Origin of the sequence: Arenibacter latericius DSM 15913, from assembly GCF_000424985.1 — a bacterium.
GTDB lineage: Bacteria > Bacteroidota > Bacteroidia > Flavobacteriales > Flavobacteriaceae > Arenibacter > Arenibacter latericius.
In genome coordinates this window covers 13,162-35,848 of record NZ_AUKX01000028.1, presented here as the reverse complement: position 1 = coordinate 35,848, position 22,687 = coordinate 13,162, and the positions used below count along the sequence as shown (strand labels likewise).

At 36.4% G+C, this 22,687-nt stretch carries 23 protein-coding genes; 7 read left to right on the top strand and 16 right to left on the bottom strand.

Translation table 11 applies throughout. The features are described from left to right. Nucleotides 1–137: 137 nt before the first annotated feature. From H344_RS0110055 to H344_RS0110045, 3 genes are read right to left on the bottom strand one after another with little or no spacing between them, the layout of a single operon-like run. Nucleotides 138–1,091 (bottom strand): AAA family ATPase, encoded by a 954-nt coding sequence (locus H344_RS0110055; RefSeq protein ID WP_026810206.1) that lies wholly within the window; start codon nucleotides 1,089–1,091, stop codon nucleotides 138–140. 4 nt (nucleotides 1,092–1,095) lie between these two features. Next, nucleotides 1,096–2,547: a peptidylprolyl isomerase gene (locus tag H344_RS0110050; RefSeq protein ID WP_026810205.1), complete on the bottom strand. Its 1,452-nt coding sequence runs from the start codon at nucleotides 2,545–2,547 to the stop codon at nucleotides 1,096–1,098. Beyond that, entirely contained in the window at nucleotides 2,540–3,424 is an 885-nt protein-coding gene (locus H344_RS0110045) for a hypothetical protein (protein ID WP_034256408.1), read from the bottom strand. The genes H344_RS0110050 and H344_RS0110045 overlap by 8 nt, the downstream gene beginning before the upstream one ends. Before the next feature lie 194 nt (nucleotides 3,425–3,618). Between H344_RS0110045 and H344_RS0110040 the strand changes: the two genes are divergently transcribed. After that, nucleotides 3,619–3,867 carry a hypothetical protein gene (locus tag H344_RS0110040; RefSeq protein WP_026810203.1) on the top strand — a complete coding sequence of 83 codons (249 nt, stop codon included), beginning with the start codon at nucleotides 3,619–3,621 and terminating at the stop codon, nucleotides 3,865–3,867. Between the two features lie 16 nt (nucleotides 3,868–3,883). Then, nucleotides 3,884–5,023, top strand: a complete 1,140-nt coding sequence (locus tag H344_RS0110035; protein WP_051254251.1) for a serine hydrolase — start codon at nucleotides 3,884–3,886, stop codon at nucleotides 5,021–5,023. A gap of 619 nt (nucleotides 5,024–5,642) precedes the next feature. Here H344_RS0110035 and rimO read toward each other — a convergent pair. From rimO to recR, 11 genes are all read right to left on the bottom strand, one after another. Then, complete coding sequence (gene rimO / locus H344_RS0110030) at nucleotides 5,643–6,944, bottom strand: 30S ribosomal protein S12 methylthiotransferase RimO (protein WP_026810201.1); 1,302 nt, start codon at nucleotides 6,942–6,944, stop codon at nucleotides 5,643–5,645. A 374-nt stretch (nucleotides 6,945–7,318) separates the two neighbouring features. Beyond that, nucleotides 7,319–8,278 carry a signal recognition particle-docking protein FtsY gene (ftsY, locus tag H344_RS0110025; RefSeq protein WP_026810200.1) on the bottom strand — a complete coding sequence of 320 codons (960 nt, stop codon included), beginning with the start codon at nucleotides 8,276–8,278 and terminating at the stop codon, nucleotides 7,319–7,321. A 91-nt stretch (nucleotides 8,279–8,369) separates the two neighbouring features. After that, entirely contained in the window at nucleotides 8,370–8,522 is a 153-nt protein-coding gene (locus H344_RS21420) for a DUF4295 domain-containing protein (RefSeq protein ID WP_084148768.1), read from the bottom strand. 6 nt (nucleotides 8,523–8,528) lie between these two features. Next, nucleotides 8,529–8,711, bottom strand: a complete 183-nt coding sequence (gene rpmG, locus H344_RS0110020; RefSeq protein ID WP_026810199.1) for a 50S ribosomal protein L33 — start codon at nucleotides 8,709–8,711, stop codon at nucleotides 8,529–8,531. Nucleotides 8,712–8,731: 20 nt separating this feature from the next. Then, nucleotides 8,732–8,968 carry a 50S ribosomal protein L28 gene (gene rpmB / locus H344_RS0110015; RefSeq protein WP_026810198.1) on the bottom strand — a complete coding sequence of 79 codons (237 nt, stop codon included), beginning with the start codon at nucleotides 8,966–8,968 and terminating at the stop codon, nucleotides 8,732–8,734. Between the two features lie 73 nt (nucleotides 8,969–9,041). Further along, a complete protein-coding gene (locus H344_RS0110010) occupies nucleotides 9,042–10,289 on the bottom strand; it encodes a competence/damage-inducible protein A (RefSeq protein ID WP_026810197.1) in 1,248 nt (415 codons plus the stop codon). Next, nucleotides 10,289–10,627 carry an Hpt domain-containing protein gene (locus H344_RS0110005; protein WP_026810196.1) on the bottom strand — a complete coding sequence of 113 codons (339 nt, stop codon included), beginning with the start codon at nucleotides 10,625–10,627 and terminating at the stop codon, nucleotides 10,289–10,291. The genes H344_RS0110010 and H344_RS0110005 overlap by 1 nt, the downstream gene beginning before the upstream one ends. Beyond that, on the bottom strand, nucleotides 10,628–11,239 hold the full coding sequence (locus H344_RS0110000; RefSeq protein ID WP_026810195.1) for a fumarylacetoacetate hydrolase family protein: 612 nt from the start codon (nucleotides 11,237–11,239) through the stop codon (nucleotides 10,628–10,630). 160 nt (nucleotides 11,240–11,399) lie between these two features. Continuing rightward, complete coding sequence (locus H344_RS0109995) at nucleotides 11,400–12,176, bottom strand: 3'-5' exonuclease (protein ID WP_026810194.1); 777 nt, start codon at nucleotides 12,174–12,176, stop codon at nucleotides 11,400–11,402. 199 nt (nucleotides 12,177–12,375) lie between these two features. Continuing rightward, nucleotides 12,376–13,746 (bottom strand): dihydrolipoamide acetyltransferase family protein, encoded by a 1,371-nt coding sequence (locus tag H344_RS0109990; protein WP_026810193.1) that lies wholly within the window; start codon nucleotides 13,744–13,746, stop codon nucleotides 12,376–12,378. 94 nt (nucleotides 13,747–13,840) lie between these two features. Continuing rightward, complete coding sequence (recR, locus tag H344_RS0109985) at nucleotides 13,841–14,458, bottom strand: recombination mediator RecR (protein WP_026810192.1); 618 nt, start codon at nucleotides 14,456–14,458, stop codon at nucleotides 13,841–13,843. A 152-nt stretch (nucleotides 14,459–14,610) separates the two neighbouring features. On the opposite strand from recR, the gene H344_RS0109980 reads away from it, so the two are divergent. Next, nucleotides 14,611–16,086 carry a sodium:solute symporter gene (locus H344_RS0109980; RefSeq protein WP_026810191.1) on the top strand — a complete coding sequence of 492 codons (1,476 nt, stop codon included), beginning with the start codon at nucleotides 14,611–14,613 and terminating at the stop codon, nucleotides 16,084–16,086. A 510-nt stretch (nucleotides 16,087–16,596) separates the two neighbouring features. On the opposite strand, the gene H344_RS0109975 is transcribed toward H344_RS0109980, so the two are convergent. Further along, entirely contained in the window at nucleotides 16,597–17,607 is a 1,011-nt protein-coding gene (locus tag H344_RS0109975) for a 3-oxoacyl-ACP synthase III family protein (RefSeq protein ID WP_026810190.1), read from the bottom strand. Nucleotides 17,608–17,875: 268 nt separating this feature from the next. Between H344_RS0109975 and htpG the strand changes: the two genes are divergently transcribed. The 4 genes from htpG (at nucleotide 17,876) to H344_RS0109955 (ending at nucleotide 21,629) form a co-directional block, all read left to right on the top strand. After that, nucleotides 17,876–19,762 carry a molecular chaperone HtpG gene (gene htpG / locus H344_RS0109970; RefSeq protein WP_026810189.1) on the top strand — a complete coding sequence of 629 codons (1,887 nt, stop codon included), beginning with the start codon at nucleotides 17,876–17,878 and terminating at the stop codon, nucleotides 19,760–19,762. 184 nt (nucleotides 19,763–19,946) lie between these two features. Continuing rightward, nucleotides 19,947–20,309 carry a DoxX family protein gene (locus H344_RS0109965; protein WP_026810188.1) on the top strand — a complete coding sequence of 121 codons (363 nt, stop codon included), beginning with the start codon at nucleotides 19,947–19,949 and terminating at the stop codon, nucleotides 20,307–20,309. Between the two features lie 13 nt (nucleotides 20,310–20,322). After that, entirely contained in the window at nucleotides 20,323–20,955 is a 633-nt protein-coding gene (locus H344_RS0109960; RefSeq protein ID WP_026810187.1) for an MOSC domain-containing protein, read from the top strand. 71 nt (nucleotides 20,956–21,026) lie between these two features. Beyond that, on the top strand, nucleotides 21,027–21,629 hold the full coding sequence (locus H344_RS0109955; protein ID WP_034256403.1) for an alpha-ketoglutarate-dependent dioxygenase AlkB family protein: 603 nt from the start codon (nucleotides 21,027–21,029) through the stop codon (nucleotides 21,627–21,629). 283 nt (nucleotides 21,630–21,912) lie between these two features. Here the strand turns inward: H344_RS0109955 and H344_RS0109950 are convergent, their stop codons facing one another. Then, entirely contained in the window at nucleotides 21,913–22,683 is a 771-nt protein-coding gene (locus H344_RS0109950; RefSeq protein WP_026810185.1) for a S1/P1 nuclease, read from the bottom strand. Between the last annotated feature and the right edge of the window lie 4 nt (nucleotides 22,684–22,687).

Below are 22,687 nucleotides of genomic sequence, written 5' to 3'. Positions count from 1 at the left end.
TACAATAGGTTTATAAAACTTTTAAACAAAGAATAGTTCAATTTTACACAATTGTAAAAAAGAATGTGACAAACCTATCCAAATTGTAATTATTAGGGTCTATTTATACGGACTAAACCTACTAATTCTTAAAGAAACTACCATAGTTTTTGGATAATATCGGTTTCCGATATCCCCTCTGCTTCGGCCTTATAGTTTTTAATGATCCTATGTCTTAAAATCCCCATTGCCACAGCTTTAACATCTTCTATATCTGGAGAGAATTTTCCGTTTACCGCTGCATGAGCCTTGGCCGCCAAGATTAAATTTTGAGAAGCTCTAGGACCTGCTCCCCAATCTATGTACTGTTTTACATATTCTGATGCTCCCTCTGTATTTGGCCGAGTACTATTTACTAATTTAACTGCGTATTCTACCACCATATCAGGCACAGGGATTCTTCTTACCAAATGCTGTATTTCCAAGATTTCTGCTGCAGTAAATAGCGGATCTATCTTATGTTCAACATCTGAAGTAGTTTCTTTTACCACTCGTATTTCTTCTTCTACAGAAGGATATTTTAATTCTATAGCAAACATAAAACGGTCTAACTGAGCTTCTGGCAAAGGATAGGTTCCTTCTTGCTCAATAGGGTTTTGTGTAGCTAGCACAAAGTATGGCAAATCTAGCTTATAGGAATTTCCTGCTATGGTCACTGCTCTTTCTTGCATAGCCTCCAAAAGGGCCGCTTGAGTTTTTGGGGGAGTACGATTAATTTCGTCGGCAAGAATAATATTGGCAAACACGGGACCTTTAATAAATTTAAAGTTCCGGTTTTGATCTAACACCTCACTTCCCAAAATATCACTTGGCATAAGGTCTGGTGTAAACTGAATTCGTTTAAAATTGAGTCCCAACGCCAAGGAAAGAGTATTTACCATTAAGGTTTTAGCCAAACCAGGTACTCCAATCAATAGAGAATGCCCTCCAGTGTAGATAGAAAGCAATAATTGATCTATTACCTCTTCCTGCCCTATGATGACCTTAGCTACTTCCTTTTTAAGCGCATGGTTTTTTGCTACTAATCTCTCAATTGCCGCTACATCTGACATGCCTTTATTCCTTTATCCAATTATTGGCAAAGTTACAGCTCCTATTTACTGCGTTGACACTTATGTAGGTATCCTCAATATGTTCTTCCATCCATTTTTTTATGGCCTTAAATTGTTTTTCTCTTAACGCCAATTCCTGGATTTTAATATAGTCTTGTGAAAAATTCGCCACATGCTCGTCAAAGCGGTTGGTGATTTTCATGATCTTATATTTTGGTCCACCTCCCCTAGGGTCGTTTTCCAAAATAGGATGTGAAATCTCATTGTCTTTTATATTTCTCACCTGGTTGTAAAGAGAAGGTTCCATTTTTGTAAGTTCAAACCTAGAACTAAAATCAGATGGGTTTCTCAACAATCCGCCATCATATTTTGTTTCTTTCTCATCAGAGAAATTTAAAGCTGCTTCTGCAAAGGTAAATTTACCATCCATTACACCCTGACGAATACTATCTAATTCCTTTTTGGCCTTATCTAATTCCGCTTGAGAAATCTCTGGGCTAATTAGAATGTGACGTAAATCTAATTCCCTACCTCTTATTTTTTCGACTAAAATAATATGAAATCCAAAATCTGTTTCAAAAGGTTCGGAAATCTCTCCTTCTCTTAAGCTAAAAGCCACATCTTTAAATTCCTTAATAAACGGGGTTTCTCTAGTCATACTATAAAAGCCTCCCTTGGATTTTGATCCTGGATCTTGGGAATATAAAATAGCCTTTACGTTAAAGCTAGCACCGTTTTCTATAATATCTGCTCTAATTTCATTTAATTGATCAATCACCTTTTGTTTTTCCTCTGCGGACGCTTTCGGTTCTTTTACAATTTGCGCTATTTCTAATTCTGCTCCAAATATGGGTCTCTCGTCTTCTGGAATTTTATTGAAAAACTGCCTTACTTCCTCTGGCGTAATTTCTATTTCCGAAACAATCTTGTTCTGCATTTTTTCGGAAAGCATTCTCAGTTTATTAATCTTATAAAGGTCTTCACGAAAACTAGCCTCATCTTCTTTGTTATAATAACTAAGCACTTTTTCCATGGATCCGATTTGCCCCACTAATTGCTGCAATTGATGATCACCGGTAGCATTTACCTCATCATCGGAAACCAAAATACTATCTTGAACGGCCTGATGAGCATACAATCTATCTTCCATCAATTTCCCCAAAAGTCCGCATCGCGTAACATCTGCAGTTGAAGCTCCCTGATTTTTTAAATCAATTAAGGTTTTTTCAATATCAGACTCCAATATTACATAGTCTCCAACTACCGCAGCAATACCATCTAGTTTAATTTTAGTGAAATTATTCACCGTATCATTCTTAGAAATAGAGGATTCCTCAATATTAATTGCATTAGGCTCTACCTGTGTATCAGGCAACTTTTCAGTAACCTGAGCACTAAGTGCTCCCGCAAATAATAAAATAGATAGGGAAAAACTTCGTTTAAATACCTTATTCATATACTTCAAATTCTTTGTCTTTAATAGCTTCATCTAAAATATCCATTTCTAATGTTTTCATATAATTCAGCTTTCTTCTATTTAAAAGCAGCTGTTTTATAGTTGGCTTAACATATGAAAGCGGAGCAATATCATTGATTTCCAGGATATCATTAATCTTTGTCAAATATACCCCTAAAGAGTCCTGCATTTCAAAAAATTGTGATTTTTTTAAGTACCTAGCTTGATTATCAGGAGTTAAGGGCCTTATTTCCTCCATTACCCTACTAACTGGCACCCATATTGAATCGTTAAAATTCATTTTCTTAAATTGGATACTAATAGAATCGAGATAGGTACGATCTGCCTCTTCAAAGCTTTTTAACTTACTAACTACAAGCCCTTTATCTAAGTATTTTACAGGCAACTCTACAAACCTCAGCTGCACAATCCGTTCTTTTAACCTAAAGTTTTCTTTCTCTCGATCATAAAACTCTGAGAGTTGTCTCTCACTAATAGTAGTATCTTGAGATTTAAGCACTAATGCCTCCTTATACGCTCCAGTATACAAATCGGTGCGGTAATCTGACACCAATTCCTCAAAGATTCTTACTTTTTCTTCAGGCAAATTAATTTTAGCCTTTGAAAGCAGTAATTGCTTATAAGCCCAATTATTAATATAATTATTAATAATCGAAATACTGTCTTCCTTAGACAAATTCCCAAATTTTAAACCAGCAAGATCCTCTTTATAAAGATAAGCCTCACCAACCCTAGCAACTGCTACACGATTTGATTCTCTCTTAAAAAGTGAATCACAGGAAATAAAGGCGCATAACAAAACGGCCCACAATATAAATCCCGGCACCCTTTTAAGTTTTAATTCATGTAAATGCATGAAGCAAATTTAACAATAACACATCGTTATGCAAGTTCTCATTTTTTTTATAATAAATCTACAGCGTTTAACATAACCTTTACAGCAAAGATAGCAAACATATAGCCACCATGATATTAAGAAAGTTACACTATAATTAGCTTAACCGCGGCTCTACAGCCTCCTCCTTTTTGTTTTTTCATTAATTTTACAAAATGAAAGAAAGAGAAATTAAACTTATTTGGGATTTTAGAGGCGAAGCAGCGCATAAAACTGCGTTACACCATAAGCTTCACCTAAACGAATATTGTGAATCGGAGCAGTTAGAAAACTGTATTACTGGCAGCCAAGACATCAATGAAATGCACTCCATAGCATTTCTAGTAGTAAAGGAATCTAAAATGATTGCAATGAGAGACGCCCTTAAACCCCATAGAGGAGAGGTTTACACTTCAAGTGAATAATACTAAATATTAAGTCGTGCCTTTAAAACCTGTGCTATTAATAACGCTTCTTACCTTATTAATTAGCGGATGCTCTGAGCCGGTGAAGCCAAAAAACCTATTGGATATTGCGCTATCATCTACTAACCCTAAAATTAAAAGGGTAATGGATAGCGTAAACAATTACGAGCTACAGCTAATCTACACTCAGATAAAAAGAAAAAAAGATAGTGTAACCCTAACCGACTATTTCTACCATACCAACGATAGCAATTATTTTTACCCTGCGAGTACGGTGAAACTGATTACCGCGGCACTGACTTTAGAAAAATTGCAACAAACAGCAGGAGTAGATTATTACAGTCGATTTTATATAGAAGGCGACTCTATTGAAACCACTTTTGCCCACGACATTCTTAAGATTTTCTCGGTAAGTGATAATGAGGCAAACAACCGTTTATTTGAATTTCTAGGTCAGGATTACATCAATGAAAAGCTAAAGGAAAAGCAGGTTTCTCCCGTGCGCATATCTCATCGACTCTCTACACCTAATGCCTTTGAAGTAACTACCACCCCACTAATCGTCTATTTGAACGACACCACTACTACTCCTATAACTCCTACTATTAACACACCCCCCACACCACTAGCTCTTAACGGAATAATTAAGGGGAATGCCTATTATGAGGATGATAATCTTATCCAACAACCATTCGATTTTAACTTAAGAAATCACTTCCCACTCAATGCACAGCTTCAGGTTTTAAAACGAATTGTTTTTCCAGAACTTTACAAAAAAGAGGCCCAATTTAACTTAGGCGACAAAAGTAGAGAGTTTCTACTTAAGGCAATGAGCACACTTCCAAGAGAATTGGGATACGACACAAACGAATACTATGACGGATATGGTAAATTTTTAATGTTTGGGGATAATCGAAATAAAATTCCTGATAATTTAAAAATATACAACAAAGTAGGCAGTGCTTACGGAACCTTAACGGATTGCGCCTATATCGTAGATACAGAGAACAACATAGAATTTATGCTTGCAGGCACAATCCCAGTCAACCAAAACCGCGTTTTTAACGATGATAAATATGAATATAAAACCATCGGACTACCATTTTTAGCACAATTAGGCAGGGAAATTTATGAGCTAGAACTGCAAAGAAGATAAAGGCTCCGTAAAAAGATCTCATTCCTGTTCTCCCCTGATTAGAGTTGACCCGTTTTAGATATTATTTCATCATTAAAGACAGCGATTTCTCTCTACGTTATATAGAATACTATTCCCCAAACACTGAATTTTATTCCTAATTATTTACGCTTACCTAGGAAGGCGGCTAAAACCATCAATTCCCATCCACAGATAGGAACAACTACTTCATAATTAGAGATTGTGCTTACTTGGAGTTAGGTAGGGGTGGCCAAAATTGAATATCATTGAGGACTATTCATTTAGCGATAATTCTCATTATAAATAGACTGAGAATTCTCATCCTATAGAGGAGTTAACAACCTTTGCTGTTGATTACACTGCAAATAAAGCCTTCAAATTTTTACTAAAGCCGTTTATCTGAATCGCTATTAATCCCCGTGATAAATCACGGGGATATTCAATTCTTTCTTTTAGATTTCGGAAAAGTGCACGTCTCTGATATAGGTTGACCACCAAAACGTGGAAAGCTATGAAAGAAAATATACGGAGTATACGAAAACGGCTTAAATACTCGGAAATATTAAAAAGCACACAACTCTCAATACACTGTACTCTGTAATTAGTACTAAATTCTCATCTAAACCGGCTCTCCGTATAGGTCGAAATCTGCCGCCTCAAAAATAGAGAGATTTACAAATTCGCCCACTTTTAGGTAGTGCTTAGAAGCATCTACTAAAACTTCATTATCTACATCTGGGGAATCGAATTCAGAGCGACCAACAAAGAATTCCCCCTCTTTCCTATCAATAATACAGCGTAATGTTTGTCCCACCTTCTCTTGATTTAACTCCCAAGAGATTTGAGATTGAATTTCCATAATTTCAGAGGCTCGCTGTTGCTTTACTTCTTCTGGAACATCATCTACCAAATTAAATGCATGGGTATTCTCCTCGTGACTATAGGTGAAGCACCCTAATCTTTCAAAACGCATTTCCTTGACCCATTCTTTTAACGTATTAAAATCTTCCTCAGTCTCTCCTGGGTACCCAACGATTAATGTAGTCCTAATAGTCATCCCTGGAACCGCTGCCCTAAAATCCTTCAACAATTTGGTTGTTTTCTCTTGGGTAGTTCCCCTACGCATACTCTTTAAAATGGAGTCTGAAATATGCTGCAAAGGAATATCTAGGTAGCTACATATTTTTGGCTCACGCTTCATTACATCTAACACATCCATTGGGAACCCGGTAGGGAAGGCATAATGCAACCTAATCCACTCAATCCCCTCTACTTTCACTAATTCCTCTAGTAACTGGGCCAAATTACGTTTCTTATATAGATCCAAACCGTAATAAGTAAGATCTTGAGCAATAAGAATTAATTCTTTAACCCCATTAGCTGCCAATTTATTAGCTTCTGTCACCAACTCTTCTATTGGAGTACTCTTATGTTTACCTCGCATAAGAGGGATAGCACAAAATGAGCATGGTCTATCACATCCTTCTGCAATTTTAAGGTAAGCATAGTTTTTAGGCGTAGTAGTTAATCGCTCTCCAATTAGCTCGTGCTTATAATCTGCTCCCAACGCTTTAAGCAAATTGGGCAACTCACTTGTTCCAAAATACTCATCAACGTTCGGTATTTCTTTCTGAAGATCTGGCTTATAACGTTCACTTAAACAGCCGGTAACAAATACTTTGTCTACGGCACCTTCCTCTTTCATTTGAACGTACTCCAAAATGGTATTTACACTCTCTTCTTTTGCATTTGAGATAAACCCGCAGGTATTAATCACAACTACATTACCTTCCTCTTCATGAACCACCTCTTTATTATTAGCCTTCAATTGACCCATCAATACTTCTGAGTCGTAAACGTTCTTAGAGCACCCCAAGGTAACTACGTTGATTTTATTCTTTTTAAGTGATTTTGTGCGCATAATTTCTTAATGAAGTGCAAAAGTACAATATGCAAAAAGATTGCAGTTAGTTTATACTTAATATTTAACGTTTCTAAAACAAAACGCTCTTGGTTCTAAAAAGTATGGAGACCACAGAACGCTATAGCGGGTAGTTTAAGCTACCACTAAAATTAAAAAAGGGGATACCTCTATTACCATTAATCAATCCCATAAGGTAACAGACTGAAAATTCTTAGTGCAAATAAAAGTTGGAGATAAACCACTCAAATCTTACCTAGCACATAAACTGCACTAAGGAATTAAACTAATTTACACCAACCACGATAACTTTTAATCTCTACAACAAATAGAAACAGGTCCTTATGCTTGAGATTAAATTCCTACTAAATAAATTAATTTTCACTAAAAAAGGAGTCTACAAATTCTATTTTATTAAAAACTTGCAAATCTTCAATCCCTTCCCCAACACCAATATATTTCACAGGAATTTTAAACTGATCGGAAATACCAATCACCACACCACCTTTAGCTGTACCATCTAATTTAGTAACCGCTAGTGAAGTCACCTCTGTGGCTTTAGTAAATTGCTTAGCTTGTTCAAATGCATTCTGACCGGTAGAGCCATCCAACACCAAAAGCACTTCATGAGGGGTATCGGGAACAACTTTCTGCATTACCCTTTTAACCTTAGAAAGCTCATTCATCAGGTTCACCTTATTGTGTAACCTACCAGCGGTATCAATAATCACCACATCCGCATCTTGACGAACTGCAGAACTAAGCGTATCGAAAGCAACTGAAGCAGGATCACTACCCATACTCTGTTTTACAATAGGAACATCTACTCTTTCGGCCCATATTTCGAGCTGTTCTATTGCAGCAGCCCTAAAGGTATCTGCCGCTCCCAAAACTACTTTTAACCCTTGTTTTTTAAACTGGTAGGCTAATTTCCCTATAGTAGTAGTTTTTCCTACGCCATTTACTCCTACCACCATAATAACATAAGGCTTCTTATCCTTAGGAACAGAATATTCTACCTCATTGCCAAAATTGGTTTCAGACAATAAACCAGCAATCTCTTCTCTTAAGATACGGTTGAGCTCACTGGTACCTACATATTTATCTTTAGACACCCTAGCTTCTATACGATCTATTATCCTCAAGGTAGTATCTACTCCTACATCGGAGGATACCAAAATTTCCTCAAGACTATCTAATACATCATCATCTACCTTAGACTTCCCTACTACAGCCTTACCTAGTTTAGATAAAAAGGTAGACTTCGTTTTCTCTAAACCTTTGTCTAGAGATTCTTTCTTGGGTTTCGAAAATAATTTCTTAAATAAACTCATAATCGTGGCGTATTCCTTTTGCCCAAAGATATGAAAATAAAAAAGCTACTCTCTAATGAAAGTAGCTTATATAATCCATTAAAAAGGATTACTATTTCTTATTCAACCAGTCGTTAACCAATTCTGGTTGCATAACCGACTCTACAAAAACGTAAGCCCCTGATTTTGGTGACTTTACCATTTTAATAGCCTTGGTTAACCTCTTTGAACTAGTTTGTAAAGTTGCTACTGATTTCTTTGCCATGACGTATTATTTTATTTCTTTATGAACTGTCACTCTCTTAAGAATAGGATTGTATTTTTTTATTTCCATCCTATCTGGAGTATTCTTTTTACTTTTAGTTGTAATGTACCTAGAAGTTCCTGGCATGCCAGACTCCTTATGCTCAGTACATTCCAAAATAACCTGGATTCTATTACCTTTCTTTGCCATTTTATCTTAGTATTTCAGGATTATTTAATCAACCCTTTCCCTTTTGCTTCTTTCAAAACAACGGAAATTCCCTTTTTGTTAATACTCTTTAAAGCCTTAGCGGACACCTTTAAGGTTACCCAACGGTCTTCTTCCGGAATATAGAAACGTTTTTTGGAAAGATTTACATCAAATCTTCTTCTGGTTTTATTTATCGAGAAGGACACATTATTTCCAAACATGGCTCTCTTTCCAGTAACATCACAAACTTTTGACATCTCGCTACTTTTAATTTTGTTATAAACAGGCTGCAAATTTAAGCTATTTATATGGTACGCACAAAATTCTTTGTCACAATTTTGAAATTTCTTTTTGCAACAACTCAAATGCCTTATTTACAGACTTTTGCACTACCCTATCTCTTTGACTCCCCATAAGGAATTTTTCTACGAGCACATGCTTTGGTGTAGCAATGGCGATATACACCGTTCCTACTTCCGCATCTGAGTCCCCTTTTGTTGGTCCCGCATTACCAGTAGTAGCAATTGCAAAATCGGTTTTCAACAAAGCCCTTAAGTTAACGGCCATAGCCTCTGCCACTTGGGGACTTACCACTGAGTATTGCTCTACTAATCCCTGGGGCACCTTAAGCACTTCTATTTTAGTTTGGGTAGCATAACACACCACACTTCCTTTAAAATAAGCCGAAGCACCAGGAATGCTAGTTATTTTTTCCGCTATCCTCCCCCCAGTAAAACTCTCCGCTGTACCCAAGGTCATTTTCAATCGCGTTAGCAAATTGGCTATAATGACCTCTAGGGGTTCTCCTCCATCTTCACCAAATATATAATCTTTCAATAAGATTTTTATCTTATCCGCCTCTATTTCTATTAATTGATGCAAGCGCTCTTTGTCTGGACCTTTTCCCGTAAGCCTTAACCTAACCGACCCTAAACTTGGAAGATAAGCAAGCCCTACCTCATCGGGGAGCCCCTCCTCCACAGGCTCTAGAATCTCTGCAATAGGACTTTCTCCAATCCCATACGTGATAATAGTCTTATGTATGATAAACGGACGCTTAAACTCTGCTATAATCTTTGGAATTACACTACTCGTAATTAGGTTCTTCATCTCAAAGGGAACTCCCGGTAACGAGACTATTACTTTTCCATTTTTAGGGATCCACATACCAGGCGCAGTACCATACTCATTATGCAGCACTTCTGCTGTGCTAAGCACCCAGGCCTGTTTCCTGTTTAAATCAGATATAGGGGTAGTTATATACTTTTTAAATATTTGCTCTACATGAGAAAGCACTCCTTTATCTTCTATTAAGGTATCACCAAAATACTCACATAAGGTATGCTTAGTAATATCATCTTTTGTAGGACCAAGACCACCGGTAACAATTATAACATCGGATCTCGATTCAGCTTCCCTTAGAGCTTCTAAAATATGCTCTCTATTATCCTGCACCGAACTAATCTGATATACAGAAACCCCAATTTTATTTAATTCCTGGGCAATAAAAGCAGAATTGGTATCAATAATCTGCCCAATTAAGATTTCATCTCCTATGGTAATTATCTCCGCAAACATTAAAGATTAAAATCGTTTTTAAGTTCCGTAATCACCTGATTAACATCTTTCTTTAGCAAGGGCACTAATCGATCTATTTCCGAAACATTCTCCATATTTCTACCAAGCGTTTCAATTTCTAAAGCCATTGCATGAGACTGTTCCATACCCATTAAGTCTACATTTGGTTTAATTTTGTGCGCCAACTTATAAACCCTTGTATAGTCTTTTAGCTCTAATACCTTCTCCAACTCATTTAAGTCTTGAGGAACCTCTTCTAAAAATACAGCAATAACAGATCGGACGAACTCCTCATCCCCTTCTGCCATTTCATTTATTTTATCTAGATTATAAATCATTTATTTAATATTTAAAGAGAATAACTCCGTATTTTCAAGTGTACCCACAAGATAGTCTTCTGCTTTAACTTTTCCTACTCCTGCCGGAGTTCCTGTAAAGATAATATCGCCTTTTTTTAACATAAAATATCGAGAGACATAGGAAATTAGCTCATCTATCTTCCAAATCATAAGACCAGTATTCCCATCCTGCACCACCTCATTATTCTTTTTAAGTTGGAAATTAATGTTATTTAAATCTTTAAAGTGAGATTTAGGCAACCAAGCGCCTACTACTGCAGCACCGTCAAAACCTTTTGCCTTTTCCCATGGTAGCCCTTTTTCTTTTAATTGAGCCTGCAGATCCCTAGCAGTAAAATCTATACCCAACCCAATTTCGTCATAATAATTCTTGGCAAAGTTGACATCTATATGTTTTCCCACTTTTTTAATCTTCACCAACACCTCCACTTCATAATGAACATCCTGGGAAAATTCTGGAATATAAAAATCCTGTTCTTTTGGCAAAACCGCAGAATCTGGCTTTATAAACACCACCGGCTCACTAGGCTTCTCGTTATTCAATTCCGCTATATGATCAACATAATTGCGACCAATACAAATAATCTTCATAAAAGTTATAGATTCATTAAGGTTTAGTAAACACAAAAATCAAACTTAAATAAATAGCTGTTAAGACTCCTACTTTTTAAGACCCATTAATGAGTCTAAGTCTTTTAAAACCGAAGAAATAGGAAATCTACAGCTACCATCTAACACAGGCATCAATATATTAGCTTAACTTATTATTTAGCTTACTCAACTTTATCTGAGTTAATACTTTTTTGGTGTAAAGTGGAAAATCGGCATTGAGTATCCATCCAAAATAGCCTGGTTCCTTTTCTAGCACATCATGAACTTTTTTGCCTTTGTGTTTCCCAAAAGAAAACACTTCTTCTCCTTCTTTATTCAACCCTATAAATCCAGCAAAATCCACTGATTGTTTTCTCGTTGTAAATTCGGACAGCTTTTTAATATTATTTTCCAATTCGGGGTAGCGTTCCAATTGCGACAAAAGCACTTCATAGGTTGCCAAAGTATCTGCTTCTGCACTGTGTGCATTTTTAAGGTCCTTATCGCAATAAAACTTATAAGCTGCTTCCAAGGTACGTTTCTCCATTTTATGAAAAATGGTCTGTACATCTACAGAAACTGTACTTTTCATATCAAAATCTACTCCTGCTCTCAACATTTCCTCTGCCAGCAATGGGATATCAAAACGATCGGAGTTATAACCACCAAGATCACAGTCCTTAATCATTTGATAAATTTCATTGGAAAGTTGTTTAAAAGTAGGCTCTTGTGCCACCTTTTCATCAGAAATACCATGAATGGCCACAACCTCCTCTGGAATATGCATTTCTGGGTTTACCAACCATGTTTTACTTTCCTTATTCCCATTGGGATACACTTTTAAAATGGCTATTTCAACGATTCTATCTTTTGCCACATTGGTTCCCGTTGTCTCTAAGTCAAAAAAACATATTGGCCTTGTAAGCTTTAGTTGCATGTTATAAGTAGTTTTTGCAATAATAATTAATTATAAAGGTACGGTCTAAAATATAGACCGAGGATTTTATGAGGAACAACTTTCTTTCCTGGCATTATAAATACTGAAATAGCACAAACAGGCGCTTGGTTGGTACAACGCGATTATTGTGATTATCTACAAAGCACTGTAAAATATATTACTATGTAAGCCTAAGAGATTAAACCTCCCTATTTACATTCCAAGATTCTAGGTAATCTGCTACTGTTTTAACAAACATACCACCCAAGGCACCATTTACAACTCGGTGATCATAACTATGTGAGAGATACATTTTACTTCTAATAGCTATAAAATCGCCCTCTTGGGTCTCCACCACCGCAGGCATTTTCCTAATAGCACCTAAAGCAAGAATCCCCACCTGTGGCTGATTTATAATGGGCGTCCCAAAAACACTACCAAAGGTTCCCACATTGGTTACCGTATAGGTACCTTCTTTTATCTCATCTGGTTTTAGCGCATTAGCCCTTGCTCGTTTAGCTAAATCATTTACTGCCTTTGCCATGCCAACCAAATTTAATTGATCTGCATTTTTTATTACCGGAACAATCAAATTCCCATCAGGTAAGGCTGCGGCCATACCTATATTTATATTTTTCTTTTTAATTATTGTGTCTCCTTCCAAGGAGATATTCATCATAGGGTATTTTTTTAAGGCAAAGGCAACCGCCTCCATAAAGATTGGGGTAAATGTTAACTTCTCCCCTTCTCTTTTTTCAAAACTATTCTTCACCTTATTTCGCCAATTCACCAGATTAGTAACATCTACTTCCACAAAACTTTGCACGTGAGCAGATTTTTCTAAGCTAGCCGTCATATGATTAGCAATCAATTTACCCATACGAGATAAAGGAATATGCTCATCACCATTAGCAGGTTGCACTGCAGCAACATTAGTCTTAACTTCTGGTGATTTTACCGAGGCCACTTGTTGCTCTTCTCTCCTACTAACAGCTGCAAAATTCTCACTATCCCCTAGCGCTTCCTTAGAAGGCTGCACATTTCCTGATTTTCGATTGGCAACATATTCTAGAATATCATTTTTAGTTACTCTTCCTTCACTACCTGTACCTGGAATAGTGTCTAGCTCTGCAACAGAAATTCCTTCCTCTTTGGCTATATTTTTAACAAGCGGTGAATAAAATCGGTCTGACCCTTTAAAATCCATTACCGTTGGCGAAGCTTCTTGCTTTGCTATTTCTATCGTTTTCTCTACTGCTTCTACTTGAGCTTCTGGAACATTAGCAGCAGCCTCTGATTGGACAGCTTTGGTAGTTTGCTCCCCAGTCCCATTTATTTCTATGATTGCTACGGTCTGCCCCACTTTTACTACATCATCTATCTCGAATAATTTCTCCACCAGAACACCGTCTACCTCACTAGGAACTTCTGAATCTACCTTATCGGTCGCAATTTCAAAAACGGCTTCATCCATTTCAATAACTTCCCCAACTTCCTTAAGCCAAGAGGTAAGAGTAGCTTCCGCTACACTCTCACCCATCTGCGGTAATTTTAGTTCAAACTTTGACATATTCGTATTTAATAGACTTATAATGATTAATATTTTACAAAAATAATAAAATAAGGGCCATAATATTCCCTTTTAATTACCTCTTGTTTTTAAATTAGGCCTTTAGAGAGTTTTCAAATGGAATTCTATTTAAAATACTCCTTCCCAAGGTTACCTCATCTGCATATTCCAATTCGTCCCCTATCGCAATCCCTCTAGCAATAGTAGAGGTTTTTACATCGGTTCCTTCCAACTGCTTAAAGATATAAAAGTTAGTAGTATCTCCCTCCATAGTAGAGCTTAAGGCAAAAATAAGCTCCTTTACTTCTCCTTGCTTTACTTTCTTTATCAATGAAGCAATGGTTAAATCTTGTGGCCCCACCCCTTCCATTGGTGATATTTTTCCACCCAACACATGGTAGAGTCCCTTAAACTGCCCTGTATTTTCAATCGCCATTACATCACGAATGTCCTCTACTACACAAACCGTAGTCTGATCCCTTTTGGGATTGGCACATATTTCACAAAGCACTACATCTGAAATGTTATGACAGTTTCTACAAAATTTAATATTGCTTTTCAAATTAACCAAAGCGCTGGTCAACCTTGTGGTCTGCTCATTGGGTTGTTTTAACAGGTGAAGCACCAATCTCAATGCCGTACGTTTACCAATTCCTGGTAGCTGAGACACTTCATAGACTGCGTTCTCCAATAGTTTAGATGAAAATTCCATAACTACAAAATTACAATTTTAAAGTATTTAATAAGGGCCATTATAGGAAAAGAAAAAAATGAATTAGGCAAACCATCACTTATTTCACCGCATTGGATCTATTGATTAAAAATTTATTTGTTTTTTGTACTTTGGCCACTTAATTAATGAATATGAATCCTACCCTAATATTAGCACTGATAGGCTGTTACTTCCTATTACTCCTATTAATTTCCTATTTCACAGGAAAAAATGATTCCAACATAGATTTTTTCAAAGCTGGGAAACAATCACCTTGGTTTTTAGTAGCTTTTGGTATGATTGGGGCCTCACTTTCAGGGGTCACTTTTATTTCTGTACCGGGGTGGGTAGAAGGATCAGAATTTAGCTATATGCAAGTTGTCTTTGGGTACTTAGCAGGCTACCTAGTAATTGCCTACGTACTATTACCTATATATTACAGATTAAATGTAACCTCCATTTACGAATACCTAGAGGGACGGTTTGGAACGGTTAGTTATAAGACAGGCGCATTTTTCTTCTTTATATCTCGAGTATTAGGCGCCTCTTTTAGACTTTTCTTAGTAGCCATTGTTTTACAACAATTTGTTTTTGATGCTTGGAACGTCCCCTTTGAAGTTACCGTTACCTTGTCTATACTTCTAATATGGATATACACTTTTAAAGGAGGAATAAAAACTATTGTTTGGACAGACACCTTACAGACATTATTTATGTTAACTGCTGTTGGATTGTCTATTTACCAAATCAACCAAGAACTAGGATGGAGTTTTACGGAATTCTTGGCTTCCGATGAGTTAAAAAAATACAATAAAATACTTTTTACTGACGATTTTTTTAATAAGGTCCATTTTGTAAAATCCTTTCTTGGCGGGATGTTTATTGCTATTTGCATGACCGGGTTAGATCAGGACATGATGCAAAAGAACCTCACCTGCAAAAATCTCAAGGATGCTCAAAAAAATGTAGTTTCCTTTAGCTTGGTGCTCATTGTTGTGAATTTTGCCTTTTTATTATTAGGAGCACTTTTATTTATATATGCCAACAAATTTAATATTGGTATCCCCTTGATGGATGGGGTTCCTAAGCCCGATTTATTGTTTCCAGAAATAGCTATTAACAGCGGACTAGGTATTGCAGTAGCCACCACTTTTATGCTTGGACTAATCGCTGCGGCGTATAGTAGTGCAGATAGCGCACTTACAGCCCTTACTACCTCTTTCTGTGTGGATTTCTTAAATATCAGCAAAAAACCAGAAGCCAAACAAAAATCTATCCGAAAAAGAACACATATAGGAATGAGTATACTGCTCATCATAGTCATCGTGATTTTTAAACATATATTAGACAAGAACGTTATAGACGGACTCCTAACGGTTGCGACATATACCTATGGCCCTCTATTAGGACTATTTTCCTTTGGGATTATCACCAAATATCAGATAAAGGATAAATATGCTGCTGTGGTTTCAGTGATTTCTGTACTGCTAATAATAGTAATTGCAAATATTCCACCAGAGGTTATTGGCGGCTATCAAGTAGGGTATGAATTATTACCTATTAACGGAATTATAACATTCATCGGGCTATGGTTTATTAGAATAAAAGATAAACCAAGTATCGCCTAATTTGGTAACAGAAGTTAGTGTCACTGCGGCAAGCGCACAAAATATACAACAGAAAAGCGGCTAACAGTTCACCCCAATTTCTGTGCCTATCTAAACAGAACACATAGGTAATCATAAGTGTTCTAATATTCTAACCTGTACATAAAGCACCTAAGAGACCGCTGTTCTTTTTGCTATATACTAAACCTTCCATTATAGCGAATTAAGCTATGGTTAGGGTTACTAAACTTATTAGTTAATAAAGGAGAAATGCGACTAAACAGGCCTGCACCAAAACATTAGAAGTAACACAAAGACTATTAAGCGATTACAATGTTAAAACCCGCGTTAAATAATGTTAAACAGCGTAAAATAAGACTAAAAATCCCTTCCTTTAGGCATATAAAAAGACCAATCATTGATATGACTGTATTTTTATAGTTAATGGTTAGTGTTTAGTATAGTTTATCAATGAAGAAACCCGGAGCTTCTGTTCCGGGTTTCGCGTTTATTACAACTAATATTATTAAACTACCATCTAATAATGACACTTCCCCATGTAAAACCACTACCAAAAGCAGCAAGTACTACTAGGTCTCCAGATTTTATCTTATCCTGTTCCCAAGCCTCTGTAAGTGCAATAGGAATAGAAGCCGCCGTAGTATTTCCATAGTTCATAATATTATTATATACCTGATCATCTTGCAGACCAAACTTTTTCTGAATGAACTGAGAGATTCTTAAATTAGCCTGATGAGGAACCAGCATATTAATATCCTTGGCCTCCAAATTATTGGCTTTTAAGCCTTCTACGATTACCTCACTAAAACGGACTACAGCATTTTTAAATACAAATTGACCATTCATATAGGGAAAGTAAGATTCATCATTGGGATCATTATCTGCCAAAATATCGTTTACCCAACGTTTTCCCATACCAGGTGCAATTAAAGACAACTCTTCTGCATGTTGTCCTTCGGAATGCAAATGAGTAGACAGTATACCTTTTGTTGTATCCTCTTCCCTACTTAATATCGCAGCGCCTGCACCATCACCAAATATCACAGAAACACCCCTTCCCCTAGTCGTCATATCTAAACCATGGGAGTGCAATTCTGAACCAATAACTAGAACATTTTTATACATTCCCGTTTTTATATATTGATCTGCCACAGATAAAGCATAGACAAAACCAGAGCACTGGTTTCTCACATCTAACGCTCCTACGGTTTTAATTCCTAAATCTCGCTGGACCAATACACCGGGTCCAGGAAAATAATAGTCTGGACTTAAAGTAGCGAACACAATAAAATCAATATCATCCTTATCTATTCCCGCACGTTCAATAGCTATTTTTGCCGCTTTTACCCCCATAGTAGTGGTGGTATCCCCATCACCTTTAATTACATGTCTTCTTTCTTTGATACCAGTACGCTCTTGAATCCATTCATCATTGGTATCCATCACCTTGGACAAATCGTCATTAGTGACTACATTCTCAGGCACATAAAAACCAAGTCCAATTATTTTTGAGTTGAACATCTGTTTTGCTTTTAAGGTATTAGGCTTCTGCCTAATTGTTAATTATTAAATCTAAAGTATGAGAAAAAAATTAAGATTCCCCATAATCTTTTAAAAAATCTCACAATCTCTTCGTTTTTAGTATTTCACTCCTTTTGAAAGTTATACACCTGCATAAGTGACACAAAGCAAACGCCGTTAAACCCTCATCGTGTCAGTTTGTCACTATTTTAAAACATGGTACTTTTTTTGACTTTGATATTCCGTAAAACATAAAAATTATAGAAGTATGGCCACAGGCAAGATTAATGTTTCCGTAGAGAACATATTTCCTCTTATAAAAAAATTCTTATACAGCGACCACGAGATTTTCCTAAGGGAGCTGGTTTCCAATGCTACTGATGCAACCTTAAAATTAAAGCACTTAACCTCCATAGGAGAGACCACCGTTGACTACGGCAATCCTGTTATTGAGGTAAAGGTTGATAAAGAAGGTAAAAAAATCCACATTATTGACCAAGGTGTGGGTATGACCAAAGAAGAGGTTGAAAAGTACATTAATGACATTGCATTTTCTGGAGCTGAGGAATTTTTAGACAAATACAAAGATTCTGCAAAAGATTCGGGTATTATCGGTCATTTTGGACTAGGATTCTACTCTGCTTTTATGGTAGCAGAAAAAGTTGAAATCATCACCAAAAGCTATACTGACGCACCTGCTGCACATTGGACATGTGATGGTTCGCCAAGCTTTACCTTAGAAGAAGCTGAAAAAGATACTAGAGGTACAGAAATTATACTTCATATTGCTGAAGATTCCACCGAATTCTTGGAAGAAAGCAGAATTGAGGAATTGCTGAGAAAGTATAATAAATTTATGCCTATCCCAATTAAGTTTGGGACAAGAACAGAAACCCTACCTAAACCGGAAGGCGCTAAAGAAGAAGATCCAGCACCAACCCAAGAGGTAGATAACATTATTAACAATCCTAACCCTGCTTGGACCAAGCAACCTACAGAGCTTAAAGAGGAGGATTATACTGGATTTTATAGGGAACTATACCCTATGCAGTTTGAGGAGCCATTATTCCACATTCACTTAAACGTTGACTATCCTTTTAATTTAACGGGGATTTTATATTTCCCAAAATTAACCAATGATTTAAACACCCAGAAAGACAGGATACAGTTATACCAAAATCAAGTATTTGTCACGGATAACGTAGAGGGAATAGTTCCAGAATTCCTTACTATGCTTCGCGGGGTAATAGATTCTCCAGACATCCCACTAAACGTTTCTAGATCTTATCTTCAGGCAGATGGAGCGGTAAAAAAGATATCATCTTACATTACCCGTAAGGTTGCTGATAAGCTATCATCCTTATTTAAGAATAGTAGAGAAGATTTTGAGGCTAAATGGAACGATATAAAAATCGTTATCGAGTACGGAATGCTTTCTGAAGAGAAGTTTTTTGAAAAGGCAGATAAATTTGCTCTATACCCAACTATAGATGGCACTTACTATACTTTTGAAGAACTTCAGGAGAAGATAAAAGCGAATCAGACCGATAAGGATGATAAGTTGGTGATTCTTTACGCTTCGGACAAAGAAGAGCAGCACAGTTATATAGAGGCTGCTAAGGCAAAAGGGTATGAAGTATTATTATTAGATTCACCTATTGTTCCGCATTTAATGCAGAAACTAGAAACTAGCAAAGAAAACATTTCCTTCGCTAGGGTAGATGCCGATCATGTGGACAACCTAATCAAGAAAGAGGATACGCAAATCTCTAAACTTTCTGATGAGGAAAAAGAAGCCTTAAAAACAGACATCGAAAAAATCATCAACAATAAAAGCTATACCATTCAGATGGAAGCAATGGATAGTAGCGCCTCTCCATTTATCATCACTGAACCAGAGTTTATGAGAAGGATGAAAGAGATGCAGCAAACCGGTGGTGGCGGAATGTTCGCTATGGGAAATATGCCAGAAATGTACAACCTAGTGGTAAACACTAATCACGAATTGGTTTCTGAAATTCTTAGCACAAAAACTGCTAAAAAGAAAGAACGTCTTATTAATCAATCCTTAGATTTGGCACGTTTATCCAAAGGATTACTAAAAGGAGAAGAGCTTACTAATTTCATTAAGCGTAGCTACGAAATGGTGAAATAAGTTCTAAAAACACAGTATGGAGTACAGAGCATAGAACCGAGTACAAAGTATTGTGTATTGAAAATTAAAATAGGAAGCCGTATCAATTTATTTTGATACGGCTTTTTTTAATTGCTCAAATTAAACGATTTCCTCCTATCTTGTACCTCCTAGCTACATCTAATTCACCCTAATAAATATTAAAATGACATACCCCTGGCATCTTTACCTCATGTCCCTTGTTTATATACTTGCAGGAATAATGCATTTTATAAAACCAAACGTGTATTTAAGAATAATGCCTAGATACCTACCTAAACCCAAACTTTTGGTCACTTTAAGCGGTTTTGCAGAAATATTTTTGGGGCTAGGTTTATGGTTCTCTGTCACAAAAGATATTTCTCTCTATGGTATTATAGGAATGTTACTTACCTTTCTCTTGGTACATTTTTACATGCTAAAAGGAGAAAAAGAAGCAGCTGGAATTCCTAGGTGGATATTAATTCTTAGAATTCCATTACAATTTGTTTTAATTTATTGGGCCTATAGTTACTTGGGAGATATTTAAGTATAGATAGAAAATGAAAGTTATAAGCACAAACATTGGTACCGCAACTACTTTCCTATGGAACGGAAAAGAAGAGCAAACAGGAATTTTTAAATATCCCACCAATCACCCTTTGTTTCTTGGGGAAACCGATGTAGAAAAAGATATAGTCGTTGATCGTAAACATCATGGAGGCATTCATAAAGCTTGTTTCTTATTCGCTTCCGAACACTATAATTATTGGAAGACAATCTACCCACACCTCAATTGGGATTGGGGCATGTTTGGAGAAAATCTGACCACCCAAGGTATGAACGATTCAACTACTAGGATTGGAGACATCTATAGGATAGGAACAGCTTTAGTACAAATCTCCACCCCCAGAGAACCCTGCTATAAATTGAAAGTGCGATTTAAAGACCCTGATATTATAGAAAAATATTTAGAATACGGACAGCCCGGCACTTATGTAAGAGTACTAGAAGAAGGCAACCTAAGAAAAGGAGATGCTATAGAACTAGTTGAGCAATCGGAAAACACCTTAACTGTAAAAGAATGCTTTACTATTATCCTTTCTAAACACAAAGACCCTGTACTTTTAGAGAAAGCAGTTAATAATTTTGCTTTACCAGAATACAAACGGGTACGACTACAAAAATATTTATAAATAGTGGTTTTAACTGCAAACGCTAACTATATCTCTTAATGTCTACCGTTTAACAATTAATCAGATTTTAAATGAGCGATGCCTTATCTCCTAACCCAATAAACCTTCAGCTCCCTGATAGCGATATTATCTATTATCCTAATTTTATAGCTAGTACAAAGGCCAATTTCTTTTTTAATACCATAAAGAAAAACACCCCTTGGCAACAAGATAGCATCACCTTATTTGGGAAAACATATCCTCAGCCACGACTCACCGCCTTGTATGGGAATAATGGAAAACCCTACAAATACTCTGGTATAACCATGCTCCCCCATAGCTTTACCCCAGAACTTTTAGAGATTAAAAATCTCCTCAGCAGCAAAACGAATGAAGAATTCACTAGCTGCTTAATCAATTTGTATAGAGACGGGAGCGATAGTAATGGTTGGCATGCAGATAATGAGAAGGAGTTGGGAACTAACCCTATAATCGCATCTATTACTTTAGGACAAGAACGCTATTTTCATTTAAAGCATAAAACCAACAAAAATTTAAAACATAAAATACTTTTACAGCACGGCAGTTTACTGCTTATGAGGGGAGAAACCCAACACAATTGGCTACATCAAATCCCTAAGACAGCTAAACCGATTGAGGAAAGGATTAATCTAACGTTCAGAATAATTAAATAAAAAAATCGGTTTAAAAACCGATTTTTTTTATGCCTTTAAAACTATTGAATGGCACTACCCTTAACATAACAAGCATCTGAAATATCAATATCCTAACGCCAATTCTCAATTATAATAACGTACCGGTGTTGTATATAGATCTTTAGCAGGGACCAATTCCATTAAATATCGATTATTGGAAGGGATTCTAAATTTCTTCCAATACTCATTAGCCCCGTTTATCTTTTTTAAAGAATCTTTTATAATGCTAGGTTAAACTAGATTCAACATAACTTATTAACTTTTAGAATAAATCGTTCAGTACTTTCGCCAAACGAAGTCCGCCTTTTTGTAATTGCTGCTCAACAATTGACCAGTACTTATAATTATAGCCATACCTCAGCTGTTCTCCAGTTTCAACTGAATCATATATAATAGCAGCTAACTCATGAGATTCTTCAACCCAATCATAAACATCGCCCTGCTGAATGACCTTTATCTCACTTTTGGAAAGTTTCGGCAAATTGTCAGCTAGCTCGGAATAGCTCATACCAAAATCCTCAATCATATTAGAATCCCAAACCCTATGCAAATTAGTACCTCTACCAAACCATCGTAGCTGAATATCATTCCCTCCTTTGTCTTCTAATCTACCTACATGCATGGGTTGGTGCAAATCCCCAATTAAATGCACTAACATTTTAAGGTAAAACGCCTTGTCTTCCCTTGTACTATTTTCATCTTTTATAATAGCAATGCTTTTCTCGATTCCCATCACTATATCGCCAGCATCACTAGGCTCTACCTCTGTATACTTTTTATCTAATGGATAATTTACATAGTGCCATGGGCCAAATTTAGAATAACTACGATCCGATTTTATTTCATCGGCATGGTTAGACACCAAAGCCAAACTCTGTCCGTCTAATAGTTTTGTTATGGCTCTTTTTGTTTTTCCACTTAAATGTTGCTGTGCAACTTCGCCGATAGTTCTATGCCCTGTTTTAGACCATTCCATATCATTGGCAAAGGACATTTGCACCATAATTAAACAAGATAGGATAATTTTTTTCATGTTA